This is a genomic window from Streptomyces sp. NBC_00443 (genome assembly GCF_036014175.1).
Classification (GTDB): domain Bacteria; phylum Actinomycetota; class Actinomycetes; order Streptomycetales; family Streptomycetaceae; genus Streptomyces.
In genome coordinates this window covers 8,456,927-8,478,955 of record NZ_CP107917.1, presented here as the reverse complement: position 1 = coordinate 8,478,955, position 22,029 = coordinate 8,456,927, and the positions used below count along the sequence as shown (strand labels likewise).

Genomic DNA, 22,029 nt, shown 5'->3' with positions numbered 1-22,029 from the left:
TCAGCTCACCGCCGCCGTGGTGTCGCGGTACTGCCGCAGTTCCTGCTTGGCGATGGCCCGCTTGTGAACCTCGTCGGGACCGTCCGCCAGCCGCAACGTCCGCAGATGCGCGTACATCATCGCCAAGGGGAAGTCGTCGGTCACTCCGGCTCCCCCGTGCACCTGAATCGCGCGGTCGACGATCTTCAACGCGATGTCGGGGGCGGCCACCTTGATGGCCGCGATCTCGGTGCGCGCTTCCTTGTTCCCGACCGTGTCCATGAGATAGGCGGCCTTGAGCGTGAGCAGGCGGATCATCTCGATGTCGATACGCGCTTCCGCGATCCAGTCCTGGATGTTGGACCGTTCGGCGACCGGACTGCCGAAGGTCACCCGTGACTGTGCACGCCGGCACATCAGTTCCAGCGCCCTCTCGGCCGCGCCGATGGCCCGCATGCAGTGGTGTATGCGACCGGGCCCGAGCCGGGCCTGGCTGATCGCGAAACCCTCGCCCTCGCCCTTGAGTACGTCCTTGGCCGGCACCCGGACATCCTCGAAGATGATCTCCGCATGGCCCTCGCGATCCGCGTACCCGAACACCGGGAGGTTCCGGACCACAGTGACCCCGGGGGCGTCGATCGGGACGACCATCATCGACTGCTGGCGATGTGGGGCCGCCGTGGGGTCGGTCTTGCCCATCACGATGAGCACCTTGCAGTTCTTGTGCATCGCGTTCGAGGCGAACCACTTGCGGCCGTTGAGCACGTACTCGTCGCGGTCGCGCTCCATCCGCAGCTCGATGTTGGTGGCGTCGGAGCTGGCGACACGCGGCTCGGTCATCGCGAAGGCCGAAGCCATCGTTCCGTCGAGCAGGGGCCCCAGGTACTTCTCCTTGTGCTCGTCGCTGCCGAACAGCGTGAGCACCTCCATGTTGCCGGTGTCGGGCGCGTTGCAGTTGCAGGCCTCGGAGGCGATGTGGCTGCGGCCCATGATCTCCGCCAACGGCGCGTACTCGAGGTTGGTCAGACCGGGGCCCCAGTCCGGGTGCGGGTGGAACAGATTCCACAGTCCACGCCTGCGCGCCTCGGCCTTGAGCTCCTCGATGACCGGCGGGTGGAAGTGCGGGTCGCCCGACGCGCGCATCTGCTCGTCGTACACCGCCTCGGCGGGGTAGACGCGTGAATCCATGAACTCGAGCAGATCCGCCTGGTACTTCTTGGCGCGGTCCGACATCTCAAACAGGGACATCCGAACTCCTGACGGGTAGGGAGGGAAAGTTGGGCGGGCGCTTGTCCAGGTGACTGGCCACGCCTTCGACGACGTCGGACCCGCGGAAGGCCTGGAGCATGAGGCCTTCCGCCCGGCTCACGGAATCGGCGTAGGTGCCGTCCGCGTCGTTGCTCAGCTGGCTCTTGATGGCGGCCATGGATGCCGGGGAGCAGCACCTCGCCAGATCGGCGGCGTACGCGACAGCGGCATCCACCACGTCGGCGGTGGGGACCAGGTGGTCGAGGAGTCCGACACGGAAAGCCTCCTCGGCATCCACCATGCGGCTCGACAGCAACAGGTCCGCTGCCCGGCTGTGCCCCACCAGCCGGGGCAACAGCCAGGAGATCCCGTACTCGGCGATCAGCCCGCGCTGCGCGAATGCCGTGATGAACCGGGCCGAGGGCGAGCCGAAGCGGATGTCGCAGTAGAGCGCCTCCACCATGCCCAGGCCGGCGGCCACCCCGTTGATCGCGCCGATCAGCGGCTTGCGCAGGGTCCGCGGAACGTTCCGCGGACGGCGCCGTGCCCTGTCCGCCTCGGAGACCTCGCCGACCGCCCGCAGCAGTTGCAGGTCGGCTCCGGCGCAGAATCCGCGTCCCGCGCCGGTGATCACGACGGCACGTACGTCCGGGTCGTCCTCGGCGGCGTCGAGCAGCGCGAAATAGCGGTCCTCGAGTTCTTCGGTCCAGGCGTTCAGCTTGGCGGGCCGGTTGAACGTGAGCAGCAGCACCGGCCCTCGGTGTTCGGCGAGGACGAGCTCGCCCGGCGCGCCGGTCATCCCTGCGCCAGCAGGGAGCTCTGGTACCGACGCATTCCGCGCAGCCACCGGTCGTAGTCCGAGCCCTTGTGCCGGTACATCTCAAGAACGTCTTCGTGCGGCAGGACGAGGAAGTGCTCGTCGCCAATTGCGGCCAGGACGGCGTCGGCGACTTCGGCCGGCTCGAGGACGTCACCGGCGGAGGTGACGGCTCGCGTCGCGGCTCTTCCCAGGGCGTCCCCCGAGTCCTCCCCGGAGTACAGCAGCTTGGTGTTCACCCCCATCGGGCACAGACAGCTGACCCGGACCCCGCGATCGCCGTAGGTGACGCTCAGCCATTCGGCGAAGGCGACGGCCGCGTGCTTGGTGACGGCGTACGTGGCGGAGCCGATCTGGGTGAGCAGTCCCGCCGCCGAGGCCGTGCTCACGAAGTAGCCCTCACCGCGCTCGAGCCACCCCGGTACCAGCAGCCTTGCCGCACGGATGTGGGCGCGCAGATTCACGTCGATCGAGTGGTCCCAGTCCTGCTCGCTCGCGTCGAGGCCGGGCGCCCCGGCGATGCCCGCGTTCGCGAAGTAGAGGTCGACTGGGCCGAAGGTGCTCTCCGCCAGGTCGACCAACTGCTGGATCTGCTCGGTGTCCGACGCGTCCGCGCCGGCGCTGACGGTGCTTCCCGGATGGTCGGCGTTGACGCTCTGCGACACCGCCCGCGCGCTGTCCGCGTCGAGGTCCGCGACGACGACCCGGGCGCCTGCGCGAGCGAGCCGTGCGACCAGCGCACTGCCGATGCCTGCGCCACCACCGGTGACGACAGCGACTCTTTGTGCAACGTTCACAGCGAACCCTCTCGGTGGCGGGGCGTGCGAGGCCGGGACCGGCCCGGAGATCGTGAGGCCGTGCTCTGCTGAACTGTATAGTTGAATCCGACGTCAAGTTCAATAGCGGGATGCAGGACACCGCACGAAGAAGAACGAACTGACCGCCCCTGCGGAGGAGGCAAAAAAGGAGAAGCACCCGGCGGTGCCGGGTGCTGTGAGGCAGGTGGTGTGGTGCAGCCGCCGGATCAGCGGTGGTCGGGGAAACGAAGGGCGTTCGCCCAGAGCCGGGTGACCGTGGACACGAGCTCCTCGAAGTCCGCCGAAGCACCTTCTTCTTGCCGTTCGGCGAGCACGAAGGCGTTGTAGGCCATGACGCTGACCATGCCCGACAGCGCACGGGAGGCCATCATCGGATCGACCTCACGGTCTGCGACACCCCGCGCCTGCAGGTCGGCGATGCCGCGGGCATTGCGGCGGATGAACGCGTCGGCGCGCCGGCTTCGGAAGTCGCGGAACTCCGGCTCCACTTGGGCGACCTGCTCGAGCAGGCCCATCAGCTTCGCGTTCCGTTTGTACGCCTCGAGGTACGCGCGATTGCTCGCCTCGAGTACCGCATAGGGGTCGTCGGTGCCCTGCACCCGGCGCATGCCGGGGTGCATCATGTCCTCCTGCGCCTCCAGGAGGACGGCCGCGAGCACCTCCTCCTTGTTGGCGAAGTAGGTGTAGAAGGATCCCGCCGCGCACTGAGCTTCTTTGGTGATGTCGGTCAGGCGGGTGTCGAGGTAACCGTCCCGCTCGAACACCTTCCGTGCGGCTTTCACCAATGCGGCCCGTGTCCGAGCTCCGCGCTTCGTCGTAGGCGGCTCGCGAAGGTGCGAGAGGGGCGCCATGGGTGGCGCTTCGTCGCCGTCGATCTCCTCGGGAGCAGTGGTGTCCATCCCGGAAACTGTACTTGAATCCGACACCATGCTCACCATCCGTAAGGTGGGGACGCCGGGACGCTCAGTGGCGGTCGGCGGCAACGTCGGCGGTCGGCGTGTCACGGGTCAGAGCGGCACGGTCGATGGACCGCTTGAGAATCTTCCCGCTCGGGCCCTTGGGCAGCGCGTCGACGAACCGGACGATGCGCGGGATCTTGTAGGCGGACAGCCGCTCTCGTGCCCAGGTCGTCACCTCGGCAGCACCGAGCCCGGAACCGGGCCGGGCCGCGATGAGCGCGGCGACCTCCTCGCCGTAGTGCTCGTCCAGAACGCCGATCACGGCTGCCTCGACGATGTCCGGATGCTCGTAGAGAACTTCCTCGACCTCGCCGGGGTAGACGTTGTAACCGCCGCGGATGATCAGGTCCTTGATGCGGTCGACGATGCGCAGGTCCCCGTCCGTGTCGGTTTCACCGAGGTCGCCGGTTCGGAACCAGCCGTCGGACGAGATGGCCGCGGCGGTGTCCGCAGGGCGGTTCCAGTAGCCGCGCATCACTGTGGGTCCCTTGATGTGGACCTCTCCGACGGTGCCCGGCGGACACTCCTGGCCGTCGTCGTCACGCACCTGAACCTGCGTCCGCGGCACTGCCCTGCCCGTGTACCCCGTCTTGCCGCCGCGGTCGAGGTCGTTGAAGGTGCCGAACGCAGTGGTCTCGGTGAGCCCATACCCTTCGAGGATCGTGCAGCCGAAGCGCGCCTCGAAGGCCCGGGCGATCTCCCTGGGAGCGACGCGCCGCCGGAGACGGCGACACGGAGCCCGGCGAAGTCCGCCGGGCTCGCATCACCCGCCGCGTGCAGCAGCGCGTTCCACATGGTCGGCACACCGGCCATGATGGTGAGCCGGTCGCGGCGGAGCATGTCCAGCATCGACGCCGGGTCGAACCGGGCCAGCAACGACATCGAGCCGCCCACCGTCAAGGTCGCCATCATGACCGATGCCTGGCCGAACACATGGAACAGCGGGAGTCCGGTGCCGGTACGGTCGGCGCTCGAGGCACGGCTGCACTCGGCGCCGATCTCCCCGGCGGACAGCAGGTTCCCGACAGTGAGTTGGGCCCCCTTCGGCCGCCCCGTGGTTCCCGAGGTGTACAGGATGGCCGCGGTCTCGTCGCGGTGCCGGTCGGCGACGCCGACAGGAGCAGCGGCGGCCGACGCGCCCGGGGACAGCGTCCAAGAGGGCATCGAGAGCGTCGCGGCCGCCTCCGCGACAGCGGGGCCGAGGGCGTGCCATGCGATCGCCAATGAGCATCCGGCATCGCCGAGAACGTACTCGACCTCGGCCCGGGTGGACATCGTGTTGACCGGCACCACGACACAACCCGCGGCCTGAATCCCGAGGTAGGCCACCACGAACTCGGGCACCGACGGCGCCGCGAGCAGCACCCGGTCCCCCGGGGACAGGCCCGCGGCGACCAGGGCTCCCGCGTACCGCATACTCGCGTCACGCAGCCGAAGGTAGGTCCACTGATCCGTGGCGCCGCGCAGTGCGATGCTGTCGGGAGTGGCGGCCGCGTGGCGGCACACAGGATCGAAGACGCTGGTCATGGGCGTGCCTTCCGGGACGAGAGCAGGTGATGGTGCGGGCGCACCCTCTCCGATGGGTTGACTTGGCCCGGCTTCGGCATCAAGTCCTCGGGCGGTGCGGCCGGATGACCGACCTCGGCCGCTCGGTGGATTCGTCAGGTAGTGATCCCGAAGCGTTCGGCGAGTTGGCGGCGGGTATCGGGGGCGCTGGTGTGCAGTACGCCCTCGATTCCGATCCGCGCCGCTCCGTCGAGGTTCTGCTGCAGATCGTCGATCATGACCGCCTCCTCGGGGTCGACGCCGAGGCGTTCACATGCGATCGCGTAGATCCGCCGGGAGGGCTTGCGGATCCCGACCTCGGCGGAGATGACGATCACGTCGGCGACAGCGGCGAGTTCGACCCCGTCGTAGGTTCCGGTGCCGAAGGAATTGGAGACGAGCGCGACGGGACGGCCGGCGGCTCGGAGATCACCGAGCAGCGCGAGCATGTCCTGGTCGATCGACATCGCCGCCTGCATGCGGGCCGTGAGCCCCTCGGCCACCACGTCGGCTCCGTGTGCACGGAGCCGTGCGGCGAATCCTCGCTCGAAGGCTTCGGCGTCGATACGGCCGCACTCGTGGTCGACCAGCAGGGTGCGTGATGCCTCGTCCTTGCCGAGGAGGTCGAGCGGCAGGCGCGGGTCGCCGCCGAGCGAGGCGCCGAAGTCGGTGAAAGCCCGCAGCACACTGGAGGTGATGACCCCGCCGAAGTCCACGAGGACCGCGGTTCGCGCCTTGTCCGTCACGGTCGACACCTCAGGCAACCTCGAACAGTCCGGCTGCGCCCATTCCGCCGCCGACGCACATCGAGATCACCACGTACCGGACGCCCCGGCGCTTGCCCTCGATGAGGGCATGCCCCACCAGTCGGGCACCGGTCATTCCGTACGGATGACCGACCGAGATGGCGCCGCCATTGACGTTGAACCGCTCCGGGTCGATGTGCAGTTCGTCCCGGCAGTACAACGCCTGTGAAGCGAACGCCTCATTGAGTTCCCACAGGCCGATGTCGTCAATGGTGAGGTCGTGCTGCTTCAGGAGCTTCGGAATGGCGAACACCGGCCCGATGCCCATCTCGTCCGGCCCGCAACCGGCAACGGTCATACCCCGGTAGACGCCCAGCGGTTCCAGTCCGCGGCGCTCGGCCTCCTTCGACTCCATCAGCACCGACGCCGACGCCCCGTCCGACAACTGCGAGGAGTTGCCCGCCGTGACGCCGGAATGCTCGCTCACCTGACCGTCCGGCAGCACCGGCGCCAACCCGGCCAAGCCCTCGAGCGTCGTCGACGCGCGGTTGCCCTCGTCCCGGGTCAGGGTCACAGCCTCGTCCCGCACCTCCCCGGACTGCTTGTCCAGGACCTTCTTGACGCTGTCGAGCGTGACGATCTCCTGGTCGAATCGGCCGGCGTCCTGCGCCGCAGCGGTGCGCTGCTGTGACACCAGCGCGAACTCGTCCTGGCGTTCCCGGCTCACGCCGTAGCGCTCGGCGACGATCTCCGCCGTGTGCAGCATCGGCAGGTAGATGTCCGGCGTGTGCTCAACCAGCCAGGGGTCCGTCATGCGGTGGGTGTTCATGTGGTCGTTCTGCACCAAGGAGATCGACTCGACACCGCCGCCGACAGCGACCTGCATTCCGTCCGCGACTATCTGCTTGGCGGCCGTCGCAATGGCCATCAGACCCGACGAGCACTGCCGGTCGATCGTCATCCCCGACACGATGTCCGGAAGTCCGGCACGCAGAGCGGCCTGCCGCGCGACGTTGAAACCCGAGGACCCCTGCTGCACGGCACAGCCGAAGACCACATCCTCGACCTCACCTCCCTCGAGCCCGGCGCGCTGCACCGCGTGCGAAAGGGCATGGGCGGCAAGTTCCTGCGCCTGGGTGTCGTTGAACGCGCCGCGGTACGCCTTGCCGATCGGCGTCCGTGCCGTCGAAACGATGACTGCTTCCCTCATGTCGCCTCACTGTTTCCTGTTGGTCCGGTTCGTCCGGACCCTCGGGCCGGAACTTCGAACGCCGCGAGCCGGGCTCGATCGCCGGTAGGGGGTGCCGAACGCCAACTGCGGCGGGGAGAGGGCTCATTGACCGACTCCTCGGCTGACCGATGACATGCCATGGCTGCGGGGGCCAGGGGTCGGCCTTCCGACTGGTTATAGTTGAATTCGGCGTCAAGTTCAATCACGCCTCGGTCTTGACAGTTCACTCCCGCACCTGGAAGGTACCGACCAGTCGGTACAAAGAGGTGGGCCGTGACTCAGCTGAGCATCTCCACGGGTGCGGGTTTGTTCGACGCGATCGCGGCGGGACCGCCCGAGGGCCGCCCGGTGCTGCTGCTGCACGGCTTTCCGCAGACGGGGCTGGTGTGGCGACGGCAGATCGAGGCTTTGGCCGCGCACGGCTACCGGGTGGTGGCACCGGACCAGCGTGGGTACTCCCCCGGCGCCCGCCCCGCGCGGCCCGAGGACTATCGCATCGGCCTTCTCGTAGACGACGTGGTCGCGATCAGTGAGGAACTGGGCTGGGCGGCGTTCGACCTGGTCGGCCATGACTGGGGAGGCGCGGTGGCCTGGTGGACCGCGCACGCCCATCCCGACCGCGTACGCACCCTGACGGTTGTCTCGACCCCGCACCCCGGCGCTCTGGCCACCGCCCTGCGCACCGACCAGGATCAGCGCAAACGCTCCCGCTACATGATCGACTGGCGCGAAACACCCGCGACCGAGGAGCGCATGCTCGCCCACGATGCCCAAGAGCTTCGGGATGTCTACGCCGGAAAGGTCCCGCAAGACAGTGCGGACGCCTACGTGCGCCACCTGTCCCAGCCCGGCGCTCTCACCGCGGCGCTGAACTGGTACCGGTCCGGCCGCCCCGACAGCGCGATCGACGTTGTCGACCTGCCCACGCTGTACGTCTGGAGCACGGAGGACAGCGCGTTCGGCCCGGCAGCCGCGCAGGAAACCGAGCGATGGGTCAACGGGCCGTACCGGTTCGAGCCCCTGCAGGGCGTCAGCCACTGGATCCCCGAGGAGGCGCCCGAAGCGCTGAGCCGCCTCATGCTCGAACACCTGCGAGCGCACGGCGAGTACTGAATCAGCAGCGAATTTCTTGTTCGTCGACTCTCCGGAGAGGTGACCCATGGAGACTGCGCGCGCGGCCTGGCGCCGCCTCGAGCCCGTCCACGCAATGATCTACTTCGTCCCCGAGGGGAGGCGACGGTACGCGGACCTCGGCCTGAGCGGTCGCGCCGGGTACTTCACCTCCAGGAGCGCCGCGTTCGGCCGCGCATCCGCCGAGCTGGTCACATCGACCTTCTACAACTTCAACCCCGATGTCGTACGGCAGGCGGTCGATGGGGCCTGGGACGCAACCACTCCGCAGCAGGTGCTGGAAGCGCGGTATGCCGCGGCGGGCGAAGCCCTGCGACGGGCGGGAATCCACGGGTTGCCCAACTTCGACGAGGTGCTGGCGCTGACCCGCCGGGCTGCTGAGGCGGCCTGCGAGCACGCGCAGGGCCGCCCGCTGTTCGCCGCGCATGCCGCACTGCCCTGGCCGCAGGAGCCGGTACTGCAGCTGTGGCATGCTCAGACACTGCTCCGGGAGTTCCGTGGAGACGGCCATGTCGCGTGCCTGCTGAGCGAGGGCGTCTCAGGCTTGGAGGCCCTGATTCTGCACGCCGCGACCGGTGAGGTTCCGGTCGACTTCCTCAAGGCGAGCCGTGCATGGCCCGAGGAGAAGTGGGCCGACACCCAGGAGCGCCTACGCACGCGAGGTCTCCTCGACGGCGACTCCCTCAGCCCGGAAGGCGCACGCCTGCGCCGGCACATCGAGGACCGCACCGACCGCCTGGCCCTCCCCGCCTACGCCGTCCTGGGTGACGCGGACTGTGAGCGTCTCGCCGAACTCGCCAGTCCCTTCGGCCGCGCCGTTGTCAAAGCCGGCCTTCTCGATCTCGGCTGACCGGGCCCTCATCCCTCCGCCTCCTGCTTCATCTGCTGGAATCAGCGGTCAAACCCTGGGAGAAGGCCGTGTCCGCGACAGCGGACGGACCATGACGCGGGCCGGACGGGCCGCCAGGACGGACGCGCATCGCTGGGTGGGCTACACAGCGCCGATCCCGCACGCGCAGACGCTGAGCAGGTCCGCCGGGCGCTGAGCCATCGCTCCGCGAGCGGAGCATGGTGGTCCGACGCATAGCCACGACCCGCGCCAGCCGACCACACCAACAGCCGGGCGGACACGGGCGGCCTCCCTTCGCGCCAGGCCCCGGGCATCTCTCCTCCCCCGGGGCCCATGGCATGTGGACTCCGACTTTCCACGCCCGGGATCTAATGCTTCGCCTTCGATCCGTCGGCTTCGTCAGGGCCGTTCGCCTTCGAGAGCAGTTGCGGGGAGAGGGTTTTGATCATGGTGTTCGTCCAGCGCATCTGCCGCAGGGTCTGCGGGTGGCAGGCGGTGCTGAGTTCGAGCAGGCGGCTGTCGCCGGTGGCTTGTGCGGCCTGGGCGAGCATCTCCCAGTAGAGGGAGTTCTCGGCGGCGGCGAGGTGGAGGGCACGCAGATCGCTCAGCAAGCGCAGGTCGGGTTCAGAGGGCTCCTCGAGGGCGTGGGCGGGTCGCTCCGTTCGCTGCCACGCAGTCGGCGGCACGGCGGGGTTGGGCAGGTGGAGTCCGTGGGGTTCGACGGTGCGGGCGATGCGTTCGGCGTGCTCGTGTGACCAGCGGGCGAGGTCGATGGCGACGTGATGCACCTCGTGCTCGGCGGGGTGGCGTTCGGCGGTGGCGAGCAGATCTTGTTCCAGGGCGCGTTCGCCGTAGTACAGGGCGCGCAGGACGGTGGGGATGCCGTTCATCGCCGGTCGCATTCCGTGGATGCGACGGTCTGGTGGGCGATGGCGGGCGGACCGCCCGTGGTGGGCGGAACGGATCGTGGGTCGACCGGGGCGGAGGCCGTGGTGGTCGGTGCCGGGCAGAGGGTGCCCTCGGCGCGCTCGACGAGTGTCAGACGCGCGGCGGCGGTCTTGAACAGCGGCTGTTTGGAGACCGGGTCCCAATCGGTGACGGTGGTCTCGTTCGCCGCCCGGCCACCGTCCTTTCCGGGGTGGTCGCCTTCCGGTGTGTCCCAGTAGCCGTAGTGGAAGGGCAGGAACAGCATGCCGTCGCGGATGCCCGTGATCCGCAGGCGCCCGCGCACCGATCCGCGCGGGTTGGTGACCTCGACCAGATCGCCCTCCTCCACGCCGTGCCGCAGCGCCTCTCCGGCCGAGAGTTCCACCCACACTTCGGGGGCGGCGGCGTTCAGTTGTGGGGTGCGGCCGGTCTTGGTGCGGGTGTGGAAGTGGTACAGGGTACGGCCCGTGTTCAGCTGCAAGGGGTAAGCGTCGTCCGTCGTCTCGTGCGGCGGCAGGTACTCCGCGGCTTTGAGGACTGCCCTGCCGTTCGGGTTGAGCGCCCGGTACTCGGTCTCGGACACGGAAGCGCCGGTGATCAGGTCCCTGCCGTACGTCTCGCAGGTGCCGGGGGCGGCCCAGGTGATCCCGTCGGTGTAGAGCCGCTCCGTGCCCTCGGGTGCTTCGCGCGTGCAGGGCCACTGGATGCCGCTGGCCCCCCGAAGCCGTTCGTAGGTCAGGCCGGTGTAGTCGCACGGCCGGCCGCGGCTGCACTCCTTCCATGCCTCGAACGCCGACTCGGCGTCGTGCCAGGGGACGAGCGGGCGGTCGTCCTTGTCGCGGAAGTCCATCCGGCCGGCGTAGTCGAGCAGGATGTCCAGGTCCGGGCGAGCGTCGCCGGGCGGGTCGACCGCTTTGTCGGAGAGGTGGACGGTGCGGTCGGCGTTGGTGAACGTCCCGGTCTTCTCTCCCCAGGTCGCGGCGGGCAGAACGACGTCCGCGAGCTGGGCGGTCTCGGTGAGGTACAGGTCCTGGACGACGGTGAACAGCCGTTCCTGGCCGAGGATGGAGCGGATGCGATCGAGTTCGGGCAGGGAGACCGCCGGGTTGGTGCCGGAGATCCACAGCATCCGGATCGAGCCTTGCTCGGCGTAGCGGAAGATCTGCATCGCGGGGGTGGGCGGTGCGTAGTGGGGGATGCGAGACGGCTCGACGTTCCACACGCGCGCGAGGTCGGCGACGTGCGTGTCATTCTCCCAGTTGCGGAAGCCCGGCAGGTCGCCGTTCGCGCCGCATTCGCGGGTGTTCTGGGCGGTGGGCTGGCCGTTCATCTGCAGTACGCCGCAGCCGGGGCGGCCGAGCATGCCGCGGATCAGCTGGAGATTGTTGACCTGGCAGGCGGCCGCGGTGGCCTGGTGGGACTGGTAGACGCCCTGGAGCACAGTGGACAGCAGCCGTTCGGCGCCGCCGAGGATCTCGGCTGCCTCGCTGATCCTGCGGGCCGGTACGTCGCAGATCCGGGAGGCCCAGTCCGGTGTGCAGTCGGCGACGCCCGCGGCGAGTTCGTGGAAACCCACCGTATGCGCATCGATGAAGCCGTGATCGATCCGGCCGGTACGGATGATCTCGTGCTGCAGGGCGTTCAGCAGGGCCAGGTTCGTGCCGGCGCGAGGGGCGAGGTGGACGCTCGCGTGCCGGGCGGCCGGCGTCGGGCGCGGGTCCACGCACACCAGCCGGGGCGCCTCGCCACCCGCCAGTCGATCCAGGACGCGCATCCACAGCACCGGCTGGGTCTCGGCCATGTTGTGCCCGAACAGGGCGATGACGTCGGCGTGGTCAACGTCCGTGTAGGAGGCGGGCTGCCCGTCGCAGCCGAAGGTCTCCTTCAACGCCTCGGCCGCGGTCGCCGTGCACAGGCGGGTGTTTCCGTCCAGATGGTTGGTGCCGATCCCGGCCCGGGCGATCACGGCGAGGGTGTAGTACTCCTCCAGGAACAGCTGGCCGCTGGTGTAGAAGCCGACAGAGCCCGGTCCGCGCTCGCGCAGCAGTTGCTGGGACCGGTCGACGATCCGGTCCATGGCGGTGTCCCAGTCGCAGGCCACCAGCCGCCCGCCCTCGCGGATCAGCGGAGTGGTCAGCCGGTCCCGGGAGTGGTTCGCCTGCCAGGCGAACAGGTCCTTCGGCCCGAGCCGACCGCGGTTCACCCGGTCCTGCGGACGGCCGCGCACCCCGACGATCCGGCCGTCTGCGACAGCGAGATCCATGGCGTCCCCGTTGGAGTGCAGAAGCGACGCCGTCTGCACCCACCGCTCCACGCCGTCGGCCGTCACTCCGGGCTCCAGGAACGAGTCGACCCGTGCAGGCCACTGCGTGTCAGGACCGTACGGGGTGCGCCCGCCCCAGGGCTCCGCGATCCGGTCCACCTCGGCTCGCATCCCCAACCTCCCTGTCTTTCGCACCGGTTCAGGCTGTGTAACCCAGCCCCGGGGCGGCCTTCCCGGCCGGGGTCGCTCTGTCTGCGCCCGGCATGTACAGCTGTCAGAGGCTGGTGCCGGGGTCTTCCGGGCGGATGCGTCCGCGCCAGCCACGGCTCTGGCCGCCGCCGCCCTCCACGTACTCCTTGAACCGGTGCAGGTCTCCCTTGACCCGTCGGTCGATCATGCCCAGCGCGTCCGCGCCCTTTTCGGCGACACCGGTCGGCTCCACGTCCATCGTGAGCTCCACCCGCGTGTGCGTGTCGTCCAGCCGCTCGAACCGGACCGAGCCGCGCTGCTGAGTGTCCCCGCCGATGGACCGCCAGGTGATCCGGTCGTCCGCCAGCTGGTCGACGATCTCCGTGTCGAACTCGCGCCGCACACCACCGATGCTGGTGGTCCAGTGGTTGTGCCGGTCGTCGAGCTGCCTGACCTCGTCGACGCCCTCCATAAAGGACGGGAAGTCCTCGAACTGGGTCCACCGGTCGTACGCCATGTGGAGCGGGACCTCCACGTCGACCGTTCCCTTGACTGTGCTCATCGATCCCTCCTGGTCCGCTCTTCGCGGGGGCTGGCCGCATGGAGCGAGCCGGCCTCCTGTGTGTGCGATGCGCCGGGTAGCCGGGTAATCCGACGTATGCGCGTGGACTACAATCCTGCGAAAACGGGCGGTGGAGTGCCCCATGCCGGATCCCGGCTTTGCCCCGGACGGGCCGGACGGGCGTCGGCCTCCGCGCCGCGGCAACTGGCAGCGGGCGCTGACCCATCGCAGGCTCCGCCCGCCACACCCCGGCCGCCCGGTGGCAAGGCGTCCTCTGGTCAGCCGCCCAGCGCGTTCCTCAGCTGCTTCTTGGTCATCGAGGAACGGCCCTGGATGTTGCGCTTCTTGGCCTCGTTGTACAGCTGGTCCTTGGTCGGGCCCTCCGCGCCGCTGTGCGAGCGCTGCCCACCCCGCTGGGACGCCGACTTCGGGTCACGGGTCGAGGTTTTGCTGGCGGTCTTCGACTCGCCGGACCTGGCCCGCTCCTTGTTAACGGTCCGCGAGGCGATCTCCTTGGCCCGCTTCGACGACTCGCCACGGTCCTCGGCACTCTTCTTTACATGTTCGTACTGGCGCTCGCGCTTTGAGCTGGATCCGGCCGGCATGGTGGCTCTCCTTTCTCATAGGGACGGTGGCGAGGTAGCCGCGTCGACCTCATCAGGCAGCGACGGGCCGTCAGGCCAGATCACGGGTGCTCGGCCTGCTGTTCCGGCGGCACCCCTCCGCCTTCGCCACCACCCTTGTCTCCCTTGTCCGTGCCGTGGGCGCGGTCCGGGAAGCGTGATCCCAGGTGGAGTGGAGCGGGTCACCGTCCGTGAAGTCCGGCGGATAGAGCGAGATGACACGGATACCCTCGGGTCGGAGCCGGTGGGAGAGGATGTCGGCGAAGCCGACCTGGGCGGTCTTGGCCGCGTAGAACGCGGGGTGTGCCTGGGAGCGGTGGTTTCGGGCTTCCGCGGCGGAGGAGACCACGTTGACCACGTCCGCACCAACAGAGGCGCGCAGCAGCGGCAGGAAGTGTTTGACCGTCAGCAGTGTGCCGGTGGCTCCGGAGGCGATGGTGTTGGTGATCGCGTCGTCGTCGGCGTCCCACAGATCGGTGCCTTCCAGGTAGCGGGCACCATTGTTGATCAGCACATCCACGCGGTCGGCGTGGGCAGCGATCCCCTCCGTGAAGGCCCGGATGGAGGCTGGGTTGGCCAGATCGCAGGCGAACGCGTCGACTCTCGCGCCGCTGTCGGTCGCCACCTCATCGGCCACCCTCTGTGCCGCAGCCAGAGCACGTGCGGACACGAAAGCTCGCGCACCCAGCCGGCCTGCCAGCAGGGCCAACGCTCGCCCGAACCCACGCCCGGCCCCGGTAATTACCACTGTGCGCCCAGTCAGATCCACAAGCGCATACCTCCTTCTACATCGGGTCTGTCTCTTCGAGCACGATCGGAGCCAGACGAGGAGTGCGTTGGCGGTCACGGTGCAGGCTCCTACTCAAGTCCACCGAGGTGGAGGAGTTCCTGAAGATCACCAAGCTTCGCGGACGACAGGACTCCCGCCTGCTCGACCAGGTCCTTCCGGGTCAAGGTGACCAGCCACGTGCAGGGGATGAGGCCGGGGCGGGGGAATGCGACTCGCAGCACGCCTTCAACAGGTAGTCCTTCGGAGGCACCTACTGCCAGCTCAGCAGCCACCCCGCCGAGCTCGGTGCCAGCGGGAGCGACGACCTGCATCGCCCGGAACTCGGACGCTTCCCCCGACAGCAGTACGACCGGCCGCCGCTCGTCGATATCCGCCCACCAGACTTCGCCACGTTGCACAGGCCCTCCTTGCATAGAGCGGCGGGCGAACTCTGCGGTGCGCCCCGGTTCGAACACCTCATCGTCGGCCCCATCCGTGTGGTCCGGCCGATCATGAGCAGAGCCAGATAACGCCAGCGGTGGCGGTGACAGTGCCGAGGTAGACGTATCCGCGCTTGTCACAGCGGGTGGCCACGGCTCTGAACTGCTTCAGTTTTCCGATGGCCCGCTCCACTGAGCCCGTCTGGGCAGGATGCGAGCATCACCCTGCCGTTTCAGAGGGGCGCCATCACGGTCACCGGGCTGGCGCCGGCGTCGCTCGGGTCAGGGGGTCAGGACGGTCTTGCCGACCAGCTCTCCGGCGGCAGCCGGGGCGCGGACCGCGGCCGGGTCGGCACGCAGCCGCTCGGCCAGGACTCCGCCCTCGGCCCGGGCGGCCAACTCGGCGATCCGGGCGAACCGGCCGGCGGCACGGGCGTGGACCGTGGCCAGGTCGGCCAGTGGCAGCCGCTCGGCCACCTCGATCACCAGCTCTCCGGCGTCGACGCGGGCGACCAGTTCGGTGAGCTGGGCGGCGTCGCTGCGCCCGAACACGTGCACCGCGCGCACCCCGCGCCCGGCATCCTGCGGGCCTGGAGTGGTGACACTGACGAAGGCTCCGCCGTCGGCGACCAGGTCCACCAGGTGCGCGTTCTCCTCGGGACCGGCGGGAGCCAGCTGCAGCACCACGTCGAAGTGCTGCCCGGCCAGCGCCTGCACAACGGGGGTCACGGCATAGTCGACGATCCGGTCAGCGCCATAGGAGCGGACACGGTCGCGGCTGCGCGCACCGGCGGTCGCGGTCACGATGGCACCAGCCTGCGCGGCAAGCTGGACGGCGTACCCGCCCACTGCGCTGCCCGCACCGTTGATCAGGATGCTCTGCCCAGGCTTGAGGTCGGCGTGTTCGAACAGGGCCTGCCATGCAGTCAGCCCGACGAGAGGCAGGGCCGCGGCGTCGGCCAGCCCGACGGTGTGGGGGGCGGTGGCCAGCGCCTCGGCGGATACGGCGACGTATTCGGCGGCCGCGCCGGGGGCGTCCGCCGGCAGCAGCGCGACCACCGCGTCCCCCACCCTCCACTCGGACACCCCCTCGCCGAGCGCGGTAATGACTCCGGCCAGGTCGAGGCCGGGAATGTGCGGCAAGGCCAGGGGGAGCATGTCCTGTCGCAATCCCGCGCGGAGGCCCGAGTCCGCGTCGTTGTACGAGGTGCCGGCCACCTGCACCACTACTTGGCCCACGCCTGGCACCGGTCGGCCTGCTTCCTCGTAGACGAGGACATCGCTGCCGCCGTAGGAGTGGTAACGCACTGCCTTCATGATTTCTCCTCTTCGCTCGCTTGAGTGGCTCATCGGTTGTCCCCCTGGCGGGTCAGCTGGTGAAGGACTCGCGGCTGAAGCGGCCCCACGCCATGCGGCCAGGGCGAGGTAGGCCAGGTCCGCTGCGTTGGAAGGATTGACTTCCGCGGTCGGGGACCGTCGGTGTTCAGCGCAGGGTGAGCGGGGTCGCGGATGTGAGGCGGGACAGTTTCTCGGGGTTGCGGACGTAGTAGAGGCCGGTGATGAGGGCGTCCTGGACACTGATCGCCATGACGCCGTCGATCTCTCCGTCCAGTCGGACGAGGAGCGCCGGGTTGCCGTTGATCACGGTCGGTTCGGTGGTGATCGCGCCTTCGACCTTGCCGATGCCGCCGCCGAACATCCGGGCCACCCGATCGGCGCCGGCCACCGGCCGCAGCGCGGCGTGTTTGATGCCGCCGCCGTCGCTCATCAGGACGACCTCAGGTGCGAGGACCTCAAGGAGGGCGTGCGAGTCCCCGGTTTCGACCGCGTGGTGGAACGATTCCAGGACCGCCTGGCCCTCGTTCGAGGAGACCACCCGGCGGGGGCGGCGGGCGTCGACGTGCCGGCGGGCGCGGTGGGCGATCTGGCGGACGGCCGCGGGGCTCTTGTCGACGGCCTCGGCGATCTCGTCGTAGCCGATGTCGAAGGCTTCACGCAGCACGAAGACGGCACGCTCGGTCGGTGACAGCGTCTCGAGGACGAGCATGAGCGCCATCGAAACGCTCTCGGCGAGCTCGATGTCCTGGGCCACGTCCGGCGCGGTGAGCAGCGGCTCGGGCAGCCAGGAGCCGACGTACGCCTCCCGCTGGCGCTTGATGGTACGCAGCCGGTTGAGCGCCTGGCGGGTAGTGATCCGGACGAGGAAGGCGCGCTGGTCGCGCACCTGGCCCGGGTCGGCCTTAACCCATTGCAGCCAGGTCTCCTGGAGGACGTCCTCGGCGTCGGCCGCCGATCCGAGTACCTCGTAGGCGACGGTGAACAGCAGGTTGCGGTGGGCGAGGAATGCCTCGGTCGCCGGGTCGGTGGCGTCGTCGCTCATCTCTCGTCCCTTCTCCTCGTCCTTCGCAGTCGGGCGTGGCGGCCGATCGCGTTCGCGTGCGTCCACAGCAAGATCCTCCCCAGCACCCACCGGTCAGGCTGCCCGGTCGGCTGCGGCCGGTGTCCCGGCGCGGTGGGCGCGCAGCATCTGCTTGCGCTTGGCGACGCCTCCCGGCATGCGGTGCAGCCTGAACGAACCGGGCTTGTGCGCCTCCCCGGCCAGGTGCTTGGGGATGCCCTGGCAAACCATTTCCTTGATCCGGGCGCCCAAGCCATCGTCGATGTACAGCCGCACCGCGACGTCGGACCTGTTGGCGAACTGGTAGATGCCCGCGCTTCGCCCCAGGCTGATGCACTGGGCGTACATCGACTGGTGGAGGTTCTCCGGCTGCTCACCCGCGAGCTGGCTGAGCACCGTGTCGGCGGCCCGCGCGCCCAGCGGCGTCGCATTGAGGCAGCTCATCCGCAGCGGCAGGCCGGAGGGTGCCGCCGAGTCCCCGGCCGCGACGATGCGCGCGTCGTCCACACTCGTCAGCGTCTCGTCCGTGAGCAGGCGCCCCACCGCGTCGGTGCTCAGCCCGCTGCGCGCGGCCAGGTCGGGAACGCCGAAACCGACGGTCCAGACGGTGATCTCGCTCGGCAGCTCACGGCCCTCGGCGAGCCGTACGGCGTCGCCGGTCACCGCCGTCACCTTCGTGTCCGAGCCGTCGACGACCGTCACACCGAGCGCGGCCAGCCGCTTCGCCACCGAGTGCCGGCCCCGCGTGTGCAGGTACGGGCCGAGAGCTCCGCCGCAGACCAGGGTCACTTGGCGGCCCTGTTCCGCCAGTTCGGCGGCGGTCTCGATGCCGGTGGGACCGGCGCCGACCACCGTCACCGGGGCCGTCTCCGGCGTGGCTTCGAGGACGGCACGCAGCCGCTGCGCCGCCTCCAGGGTGGCGATCGGGTAAGCGAATTCAGCCGCCCCCGGCACGCTCGGTTCGGCGCTGCCACTGCCCACCGCGTAGATCAGGTAGTCGTAGCCGAGCGTGCCGCCAGCCGACAGCGTCACGCTGCGCTCGGCCGCGTTGATCCGGGTCACGGTGTCGACCACCAGCCGGACCCGCTCGGCCAGGACGTCCTCGTACGCGACGACCGCGTCGTCGGACCCGCCCACCAACTGGTGCAGGCGGACCCGGTGGACAAGATCCGGGCGCGGGTTGATCAGCGTCACCGTCACGTCGTCGCGCTGCGTCAGCCGGTTCGCGGCCATCACGCCGGCGTATCCGCCACCGATCACGAGCACATGCGTGTTCCCAGTCATGGCGCCTCCTTCGGTTCCAGGTGTTCGGCCTTAAGTCACCGCATAGCCGGTCGCTGTGACAGGTTGTGAATCAGATCACTTCACTGGGCTCCCCGGAGCTGTGATCGCAGTGGCTCAACAGGGTGGGTCAGGCACGGTTTTGAGAGCGGCACGGTGACTCGACTTGTCCTCTCACCCGACTCGCGACCGTCAACAACGCCACCAGCCGCGGACACCCTGGCCGCGATCGCCCTGGAGCAGTGCCCGGCCGAAGGCGGCCGTGACAGCGTCGACACCAGGAAGCTGGAAAGACTTGCCCTCGCCTGACCACGGGCGGCTGCGGTCAATCCGTCCGCTCCGGGCTCAGGTGGTCGCGGTGTAGCGGCCGGTGGCTCTGTCGGGGGTGCCAGTGGCGACGATGGTTCCGCCTGCGACGCCGCCGCCGCGTCCCCATGTCGATGACCTGGTCGGCGTTGGCGACTCTCCCACCCCAGCCAGCGACATCAGTCTCAGGACGGGACGACGGCATAACTGAGGTCCTGGACCCTGAGCGAGGCGGGCCTCAAACGCAGCCACATCGTGCCTCGTTCACCCGGATTGTCATACAGATAGCCCACGAACCGCGCATCCCAGAGAGCCTCATCCACCCCCAGATAGCGGACCAGCTTGCGTCGGCCTCTCGGCACGTCGAACGGCACGAGCTCAGCCCGCCCCCTCGCGATCACCTGCCGGACACATCCCGTCACGAGATCGCATTCATCCACCACGAGCGCGACGTCCGGATCGTTCTTCACCCGGTCGAACAACCGGGTCCACGGACCCGTCAGCACCCAGAATGCACCGTCCTCCCACAAGAACCAGACCGGGCGCACGGTGGGCCCATTGGTGGCTAGGCGAGCGGTGAGCGGCTGCTGCAGGAACGTGTCCACATCGAAGCTACGAGATGTCACATCGCCAATTTTGTGGTGCCATGCGTCTCTTGCCTACCGACCTCCGGCCTAGGACTACAGCAGCACGGCAGGGACGTGACACGGTCTGACGCCTCGGAGAGGTGGGGAATTACGTGAGGTTAGCCCTGGGGGGAATCGGGCTCATCGACACAAGGCAGCCCACGAGCGCGGTCTACTGCAACACGCCGAACTTGACAGGGAAAGGACCTGGTCAGACGCGACGACCCATGCCATCCACGAGTCCCAGGCCCTGCGCATCGAGCGCGTCCACGAAACACCCGCTCACGAAACAGCATGGACCGTGGCCGCCTACGAGACACCCGTCTCCGACCGCATGTGGCACCTCACCGCGACCGGCGCCACCCCTGCCCCGGTAATGGAGCAGCTTCTGAATCACCTCGCCGACGGCGACGGCTGGGACACCGCCATCGGCACCCCGGTGGACGAGAAGATGTTCACCGCGGCCACGCAGCCCCTCTCCGACGCCGGATGAAAGCACACCGTGGACGAGCGGTGGATCCGCTGGACGTCCCCCGGCGGAGACGCTGGCGTACAGTTCGATGCCTTCGCGGCCCAGCACCCGAGACAGAACCTGGGCACCTGGACCGTCTGGGCCGGTCCCGACCGTGACCGGCCCACCTGGGCTGTCACCGCGTCCCCGCACACCCCGAGTTCGCTGCTGGCCAACCTCTCCGAGACCCTCGCCCACGAAACCGGCCTTCGCCGCCCACAAACCGCCAGCCCCAAACGCAGAACGAGCCTCATCACGAGCCCGCCAGCCCCTCCCTCGGTCGCGGCCAACCGCGCTGCCAGCCGTTCACGCTGGTCATCGGCACAAAAGAGCGGGGCAACATAGCGCGGGATCGCCTGTTCGCCAAACCGGCGAACCCGCGCATCATCTGTAGTCCACCGCCACGCCCTACTCGCACGTCGAAAGGCATCACCCCACGACACATAGAAACCAGAGGCCGGCAGGCAATCACGCCGCCGCGTAGCTGGCCCGGAACAGATCCTTCGCCCGCTCCACGTCCTTCGGCGTACGCAGCTGCACCTCCAGATCACCCGTCCCGTGGTGACCGAGACCTGACACGTCACGGGTGAATCCCGGCACGAGGTCGACGTCCTGCGGGTCGACCTTCAGGTAGACCAGCAGCTTGCTGCGCTGCGGCGGGCAGAGGCAGGCGAAGTTCCGCAACCACTGATACGCCCGGTACTGCTTGCGCTCGACACGGTTCACACCGTCCCCGAGTCCGAACGGTGCCTCGTCGACCGCGCTCGCCAGCTCCACCACCGACGCACCCTGGACGTCGGCTGCCGCCTGGGCAACCGCCTGGCGGCGCGCCCGGCGTGCCACGCCGCTCGCGGACGCCACAGTCTCAAGCCCGAGCAAGTCGCTGCCGAAGAGTCGGTAGCGGACCAGGTCGATCGACCGCCGGTGCTCACGCACGGCATGCACGTCGTAGCGCGTGAAGTCGCCAGCGATACAGATCAGGCGCGGGCCGCTCCACAGGACCTGGGACGCGGCCGTCACCCCGAGCCGGTCGCGGACCAGGTGCTCGAACTCGGCGCGATGGTCCATCAGCCACGCCAGGTAGAACAGGCCCTGGTTGATGACGCCTTCTCTGAACTTGGTTCTTGTTGCCGACCATGCTGGGGGCCGGTGTTGGCCTCAGCTCCGAAGGCAGTTCATCTGCTGGCTCGAAGCGGAACCCGGCATCGGGGAGCAGTCATCTCTGCCGAGCCCCGGCAATGAGGTTGAGGCGGCGCGCGTGGCAGGCTCTGGGGTATGGAGTGGAGTTTCAAGTTGCACGGGGGGATCGCGGCCGGGTTGAGTACCGTGCTGCTGTTGCTCGCCGGGCTCACGTGGCTGCCGGGGACCTTGCCGCTGTCGGGCTCGAAGTGGCCGATGGTGGCGATCGTGGTGCTTCTCTTCCCAATGTTTATAGCTGCCTTGGTGCGCATGTTCCTGAGTGGGGCAGACCGGCACTCGATGTGGCTCGCCTTTCGATGTCTGCCTGGCAGGTTGCAGGCAGTTCTTGGAGCTCTGGCAATCTCGGGAGTCCTGCTGATGCTTTTCAGCACGGCTGACGCGGGGAACTTGCAGGCGCCAGAGGTCAAGGATGGCCGATACTTCGTTTTCGACACGACTCCCTACGCACGCGGCACGATTGAGGTTTCGCACAGCCAGTACGAGGCCGTCCTCGAGAGCGATCAGCGGTCCATGCTTGCGATCCCAGGCATGCTCTTTGCTGGAGCCGCATATGTCGCCTTTGCGGCAGGGGAGTTACGCCGGGCGGCGTCCTCATCCTGACCCTCGGCCG

The 22,029-nt window shown here is 68.8% G+C and carries 22 protein-coding genes and 2 pseudogenes; 5 read left to right on the top strand and 19 right to left on the bottom strand.

Annotated features, from left to right (window positions below; translation table 11 throughout):
* From OHO27_RS38635 to OHO27_RS38600, 8 genes and pseudogenes are all read right to left on the bottom strand, one after another.
* Positions 1 to 1,227 carry an acyl-CoA dehydrogenase family protein gene (locus OHO27_RS38635; protein ID WP_328429575.1) on the bottom strand — a complete coding sequence of 409 codons (1,227 nt, stop codon included), beginning with the start codon at positions 1,225 to 1,227 and terminating at the stop codon, positions 1 to 3.
* Positions 1,214 to 2,026 (bottom strand): enoyl-CoA hydratase-related protein, encoded by an 813-nt coding sequence (locus OHO27_RS38630; protein WP_328429574.1) that lies wholly within the window; start codon positions 2,024 to 2,026, stop codon positions 1,214 to 1,216. Before OHO27_RS38630 ends, OHO27_RS38635 begins: the two co-directional genes overlap by 14 nt.
* The gene (locus OHO27_RS38625) at positions 2,023 to 2,841 is read right to left on the bottom strand and encodes an SDR family oxidoreductase (protein WP_328429573.1); all 819 of its coding nucleotides are present in this window, start codon (positions 2,839 to 2,841) and stop codon (positions 2,023 to 2,025) included. Before OHO27_RS38625 ends, OHO27_RS38630 begins: the two co-directional genes overlap by 4 nt.
* Positions 2,842 to 3,068: 227 nt before the next feature.
* Positions 3,069 to 3,761 carry a TetR/AcrR family transcriptional regulator gene (locus tag OHO27_RS38620; protein WP_328429572.1) on the bottom strand — a complete coding sequence of 231 codons (693 nt, stop codon included), beginning with the start codon at positions 3,759 to 3,761 and terminating at the stop codon, positions 3,069 to 3,071.
* A 64-nt stretch (positions 3,762 to 3,825) separates the two neighbouring features.
* Positions 3,826 to 4,296, bottom strand: a complete 471-nt coding sequence (locus OHO27_RS38615; RefSeq protein ID WP_328430676.1) for an AMP-binding enzyme — start codon at positions 4,294 to 4,296, stop codon at positions 3,826 to 3,828.
* A gap of 45 nt (positions 4,297 to 4,341) precedes the next feature.
* A pseudogene (locus OHO27_RS38610) lies at positions 4,342 to 5,348 on the bottom strand (class I adenylate-forming enzyme family protein); the annotation flags it as partial.
* Between the two features lie 134 nt (positions 5,349 to 5,482).
* Positions 5,483 to 6,112 carry an HAD family hydrolase gene (locus tag OHO27_RS38605; protein ID WP_328429571.1) on the bottom strand — a complete coding sequence of 210 codons (630 nt, stop codon included), beginning with the start codon at positions 6,110 to 6,112 and terminating at the stop codon, positions 5,483 to 5,485.
* A 10-nt stretch (positions 6,113 to 6,122) separates the two neighbouring features.
* Positions 6,123 to 7,322 (bottom strand): acetyl-CoA C-acyltransferase, encoded by a 1,200-nt coding sequence (locus OHO27_RS38600; RefSeq protein WP_328429570.1) that lies wholly within the window; start codon positions 7,320 to 7,322, stop codon positions 6,123 to 6,125.
* A 303-nt stretch (positions 7,323 to 7,625) separates the two neighbouring features.
* Between OHO27_RS38600 and OHO27_RS38595 the strand changes: the two genes are divergently transcribed.
* Both OHO27_RS38595 and OHO27_RS38590 read left to right on the top strand, forming a co-directional pair.
* A complete protein-coding gene (locus OHO27_RS38595) occupies positions 7,626 to 8,456 on the top strand; it encodes an alpha/beta fold hydrolase (protein WP_443059736.1) in 831 nt (276 codons plus the stop codon).
* 46 nt (positions 8,457 to 8,502) lie between these two features.
* Positions 8,503 to 9,324: an SCO6745 family protein gene (locus OHO27_RS38590; protein WP_328429568.1), complete on the top strand. Its 822-nt coding sequence runs from the start codon at positions 8,503 to 8,505 to the stop codon at positions 9,322 to 9,324.
* Between the two features lie 368 nt (positions 9,325 to 9,692).
* On the opposite strand, the gene OHO27_RS38585 is transcribed toward OHO27_RS38590, so the two are convergent.
* From OHO27_RS38585 to OHO27_RS38535, 10 genes are all read right to left on the bottom strand, one after another.
* Positions 9,693 to 10,214, bottom strand: coding sequence for a hypothetical protein (locus OHO27_RS38585; RefSeq protein ID WP_328429567.1), 522 nt, complete (start codon positions 10,212 to 10,214; stop codon positions 9,693 to 9,695).
* Positions 10,211 to 12,685, bottom strand: a complete 2,475-nt coding sequence (locus OHO27_RS38580) for a molybdopterin oxidoreductase family protein (RefSeq protein ID WP_328429566.1) — start codon at positions 12,683 to 12,685, stop codon at positions 10,211 to 10,213. The genes OHO27_RS38585 and OHO27_RS38580 overlap by 4 nt, the downstream gene beginning before the upstream one ends.
* 103 nt (positions 12,686 to 12,788) lie before the next feature.
* Positions 12,789 to 13,265: an SRPBCC family protein gene (locus OHO27_RS38575; protein ID WP_328429565.1), complete on the bottom strand. Its 477-nt coding sequence runs from the start codon at positions 13,263 to 13,265 to the stop codon at positions 12,789 to 12,791.
* 278 nt (positions 13,266 to 13,543) lie between these two features.
* Positions 13,544 to 13,870, bottom strand: coding sequence for a plasmid stabilization protein (locus tag OHO27_RS38570; RefSeq protein ID WP_328429564.1), 327 nt, complete (start codon positions 13,868 to 13,870; stop codon positions 13,544 to 13,546).
* A 70-nt stretch (positions 13,871 to 13,940) separates the two neighbouring features.
* The gene (locus OHO27_RS38565) at positions 13,941 to 14,636 is read right to left on the bottom strand and encodes an SDR family oxidoreductase (protein ID WP_328430675.1); all 696 of its coding nucleotides are present in this window, start codon (positions 14,634 to 14,636) and stop codon (positions 13,941 to 13,943) included.
* 110 nt (positions 14,637 to 14,746) lie between these two features.
* On the bottom strand, positions 14,747 to 15,076 hold the full coding sequence (locus OHO27_RS38560; RefSeq protein ID WP_328429563.1) for a type II toxin-antitoxin system PemK/MazF family toxin: 330 nt from the start codon (positions 15,074 to 15,076) through the stop codon (positions 14,747 to 14,749).
* 303 nt (positions 15,077 to 15,379) lie between these two features.
* On the bottom strand, positions 15,380 to 16,414 hold the full coding sequence (locus tag OHO27_RS38550) for an NADP-dependent oxidoreductase (RefSeq protein WP_328429562.1): 1,035 nt from the start codon (positions 16,412 to 16,414) through the stop codon (positions 15,380 to 15,382).
* A 166-nt stretch (positions 16,415 to 16,580) separates the two neighbouring features.
* Positions 16,581 to 17,477, bottom strand: coding sequence for an RNA polymerase sigma-70 factor (locus OHO27_RS38545; protein ID WP_328429561.1), 897 nt, complete (start codon positions 17,475 to 17,477; stop codon positions 16,581 to 16,583).
* A gap of 93 nt (positions 17,478 to 17,570) precedes the next feature.
* A complete protein-coding gene (locus OHO27_RS38540) occupies positions 17,571 to 18,779 on the bottom strand; it encodes an NAD(P)/FAD-dependent oxidoreductase (protein ID WP_328429560.1) in 1,209 nt (402 codons plus the stop codon).
* 488 nt (positions 18,780 to 19,267) lie between these two features.
* The gene (locus tag OHO27_RS38535; RefSeq protein ID WP_328429559.1) at positions 19,268 to 19,708 is read right to left on the bottom strand and encodes a pyridoxamine 5'-phosphate oxidase family protein; all 441 of its coding nucleotides are present in this window, start codon (positions 19,706 to 19,708) and stop codon (positions 19,268 to 19,270) included.
* A 301-nt stretch (positions 19,709 to 20,009) separates the two neighbouring features.
* On the opposite strand from OHO27_RS38535, the gene OHO27_RS43285 reads away from it, so the two are divergent.
* Together OHO27_RS43285 and OHO27_RS38525 are read left to right on the top strand one after the other, a co-directional pair.
* A complete protein-coding gene (locus tag OHO27_RS43285) occupies positions 20,010 to 20,201 on the top strand; it encodes a DUF317 domain-containing protein (RefSeq protein ID WP_443059662.1) in 192 nt (63 codons plus the stop codon).
* A gap of 9 nt (positions 20,202 to 20,210) precedes the next feature.
* Positions 20,211 to 20,564: a DUF317 domain-containing protein gene (locus OHO27_RS38525; RefSeq protein ID WP_328429558.1), complete on the top strand. Its 354-nt coding sequence runs from the start codon at positions 20,211 to 20,213 to the stop codon at positions 20,562 to 20,564.
* A 123-nt stretch (positions 20,565 to 20,687) separates the two neighbouring features.
* On the opposite strand, the pseudogene OHO27_RS38520 reads toward OHO27_RS38525, so the two are convergent.
* Positions 20,688 to 21,326: pseudogene (locus OHO27_RS38520) on the bottom strand (DUF5655 domain-containing protein); the annotation flags it as partial.
* Positions 21,327 to 21,494: 168 nt separating this feature from the next.
* Between OHO27_RS38520 and OHO27_RS38515 the strand changes: the two are divergent.
* The gene (locus OHO27_RS38515) at positions 21,495 to 22,019 is read left to right on the top strand and encodes a hypothetical protein (protein ID WP_328429557.1); all 525 of its coding nucleotides are present in this window, start codon (positions 21,495 to 21,497) and stop codon (positions 22,017 to 22,019) included.
* Positions 22,020 to 22,029 lie beyond the last annotated feature (10 nt).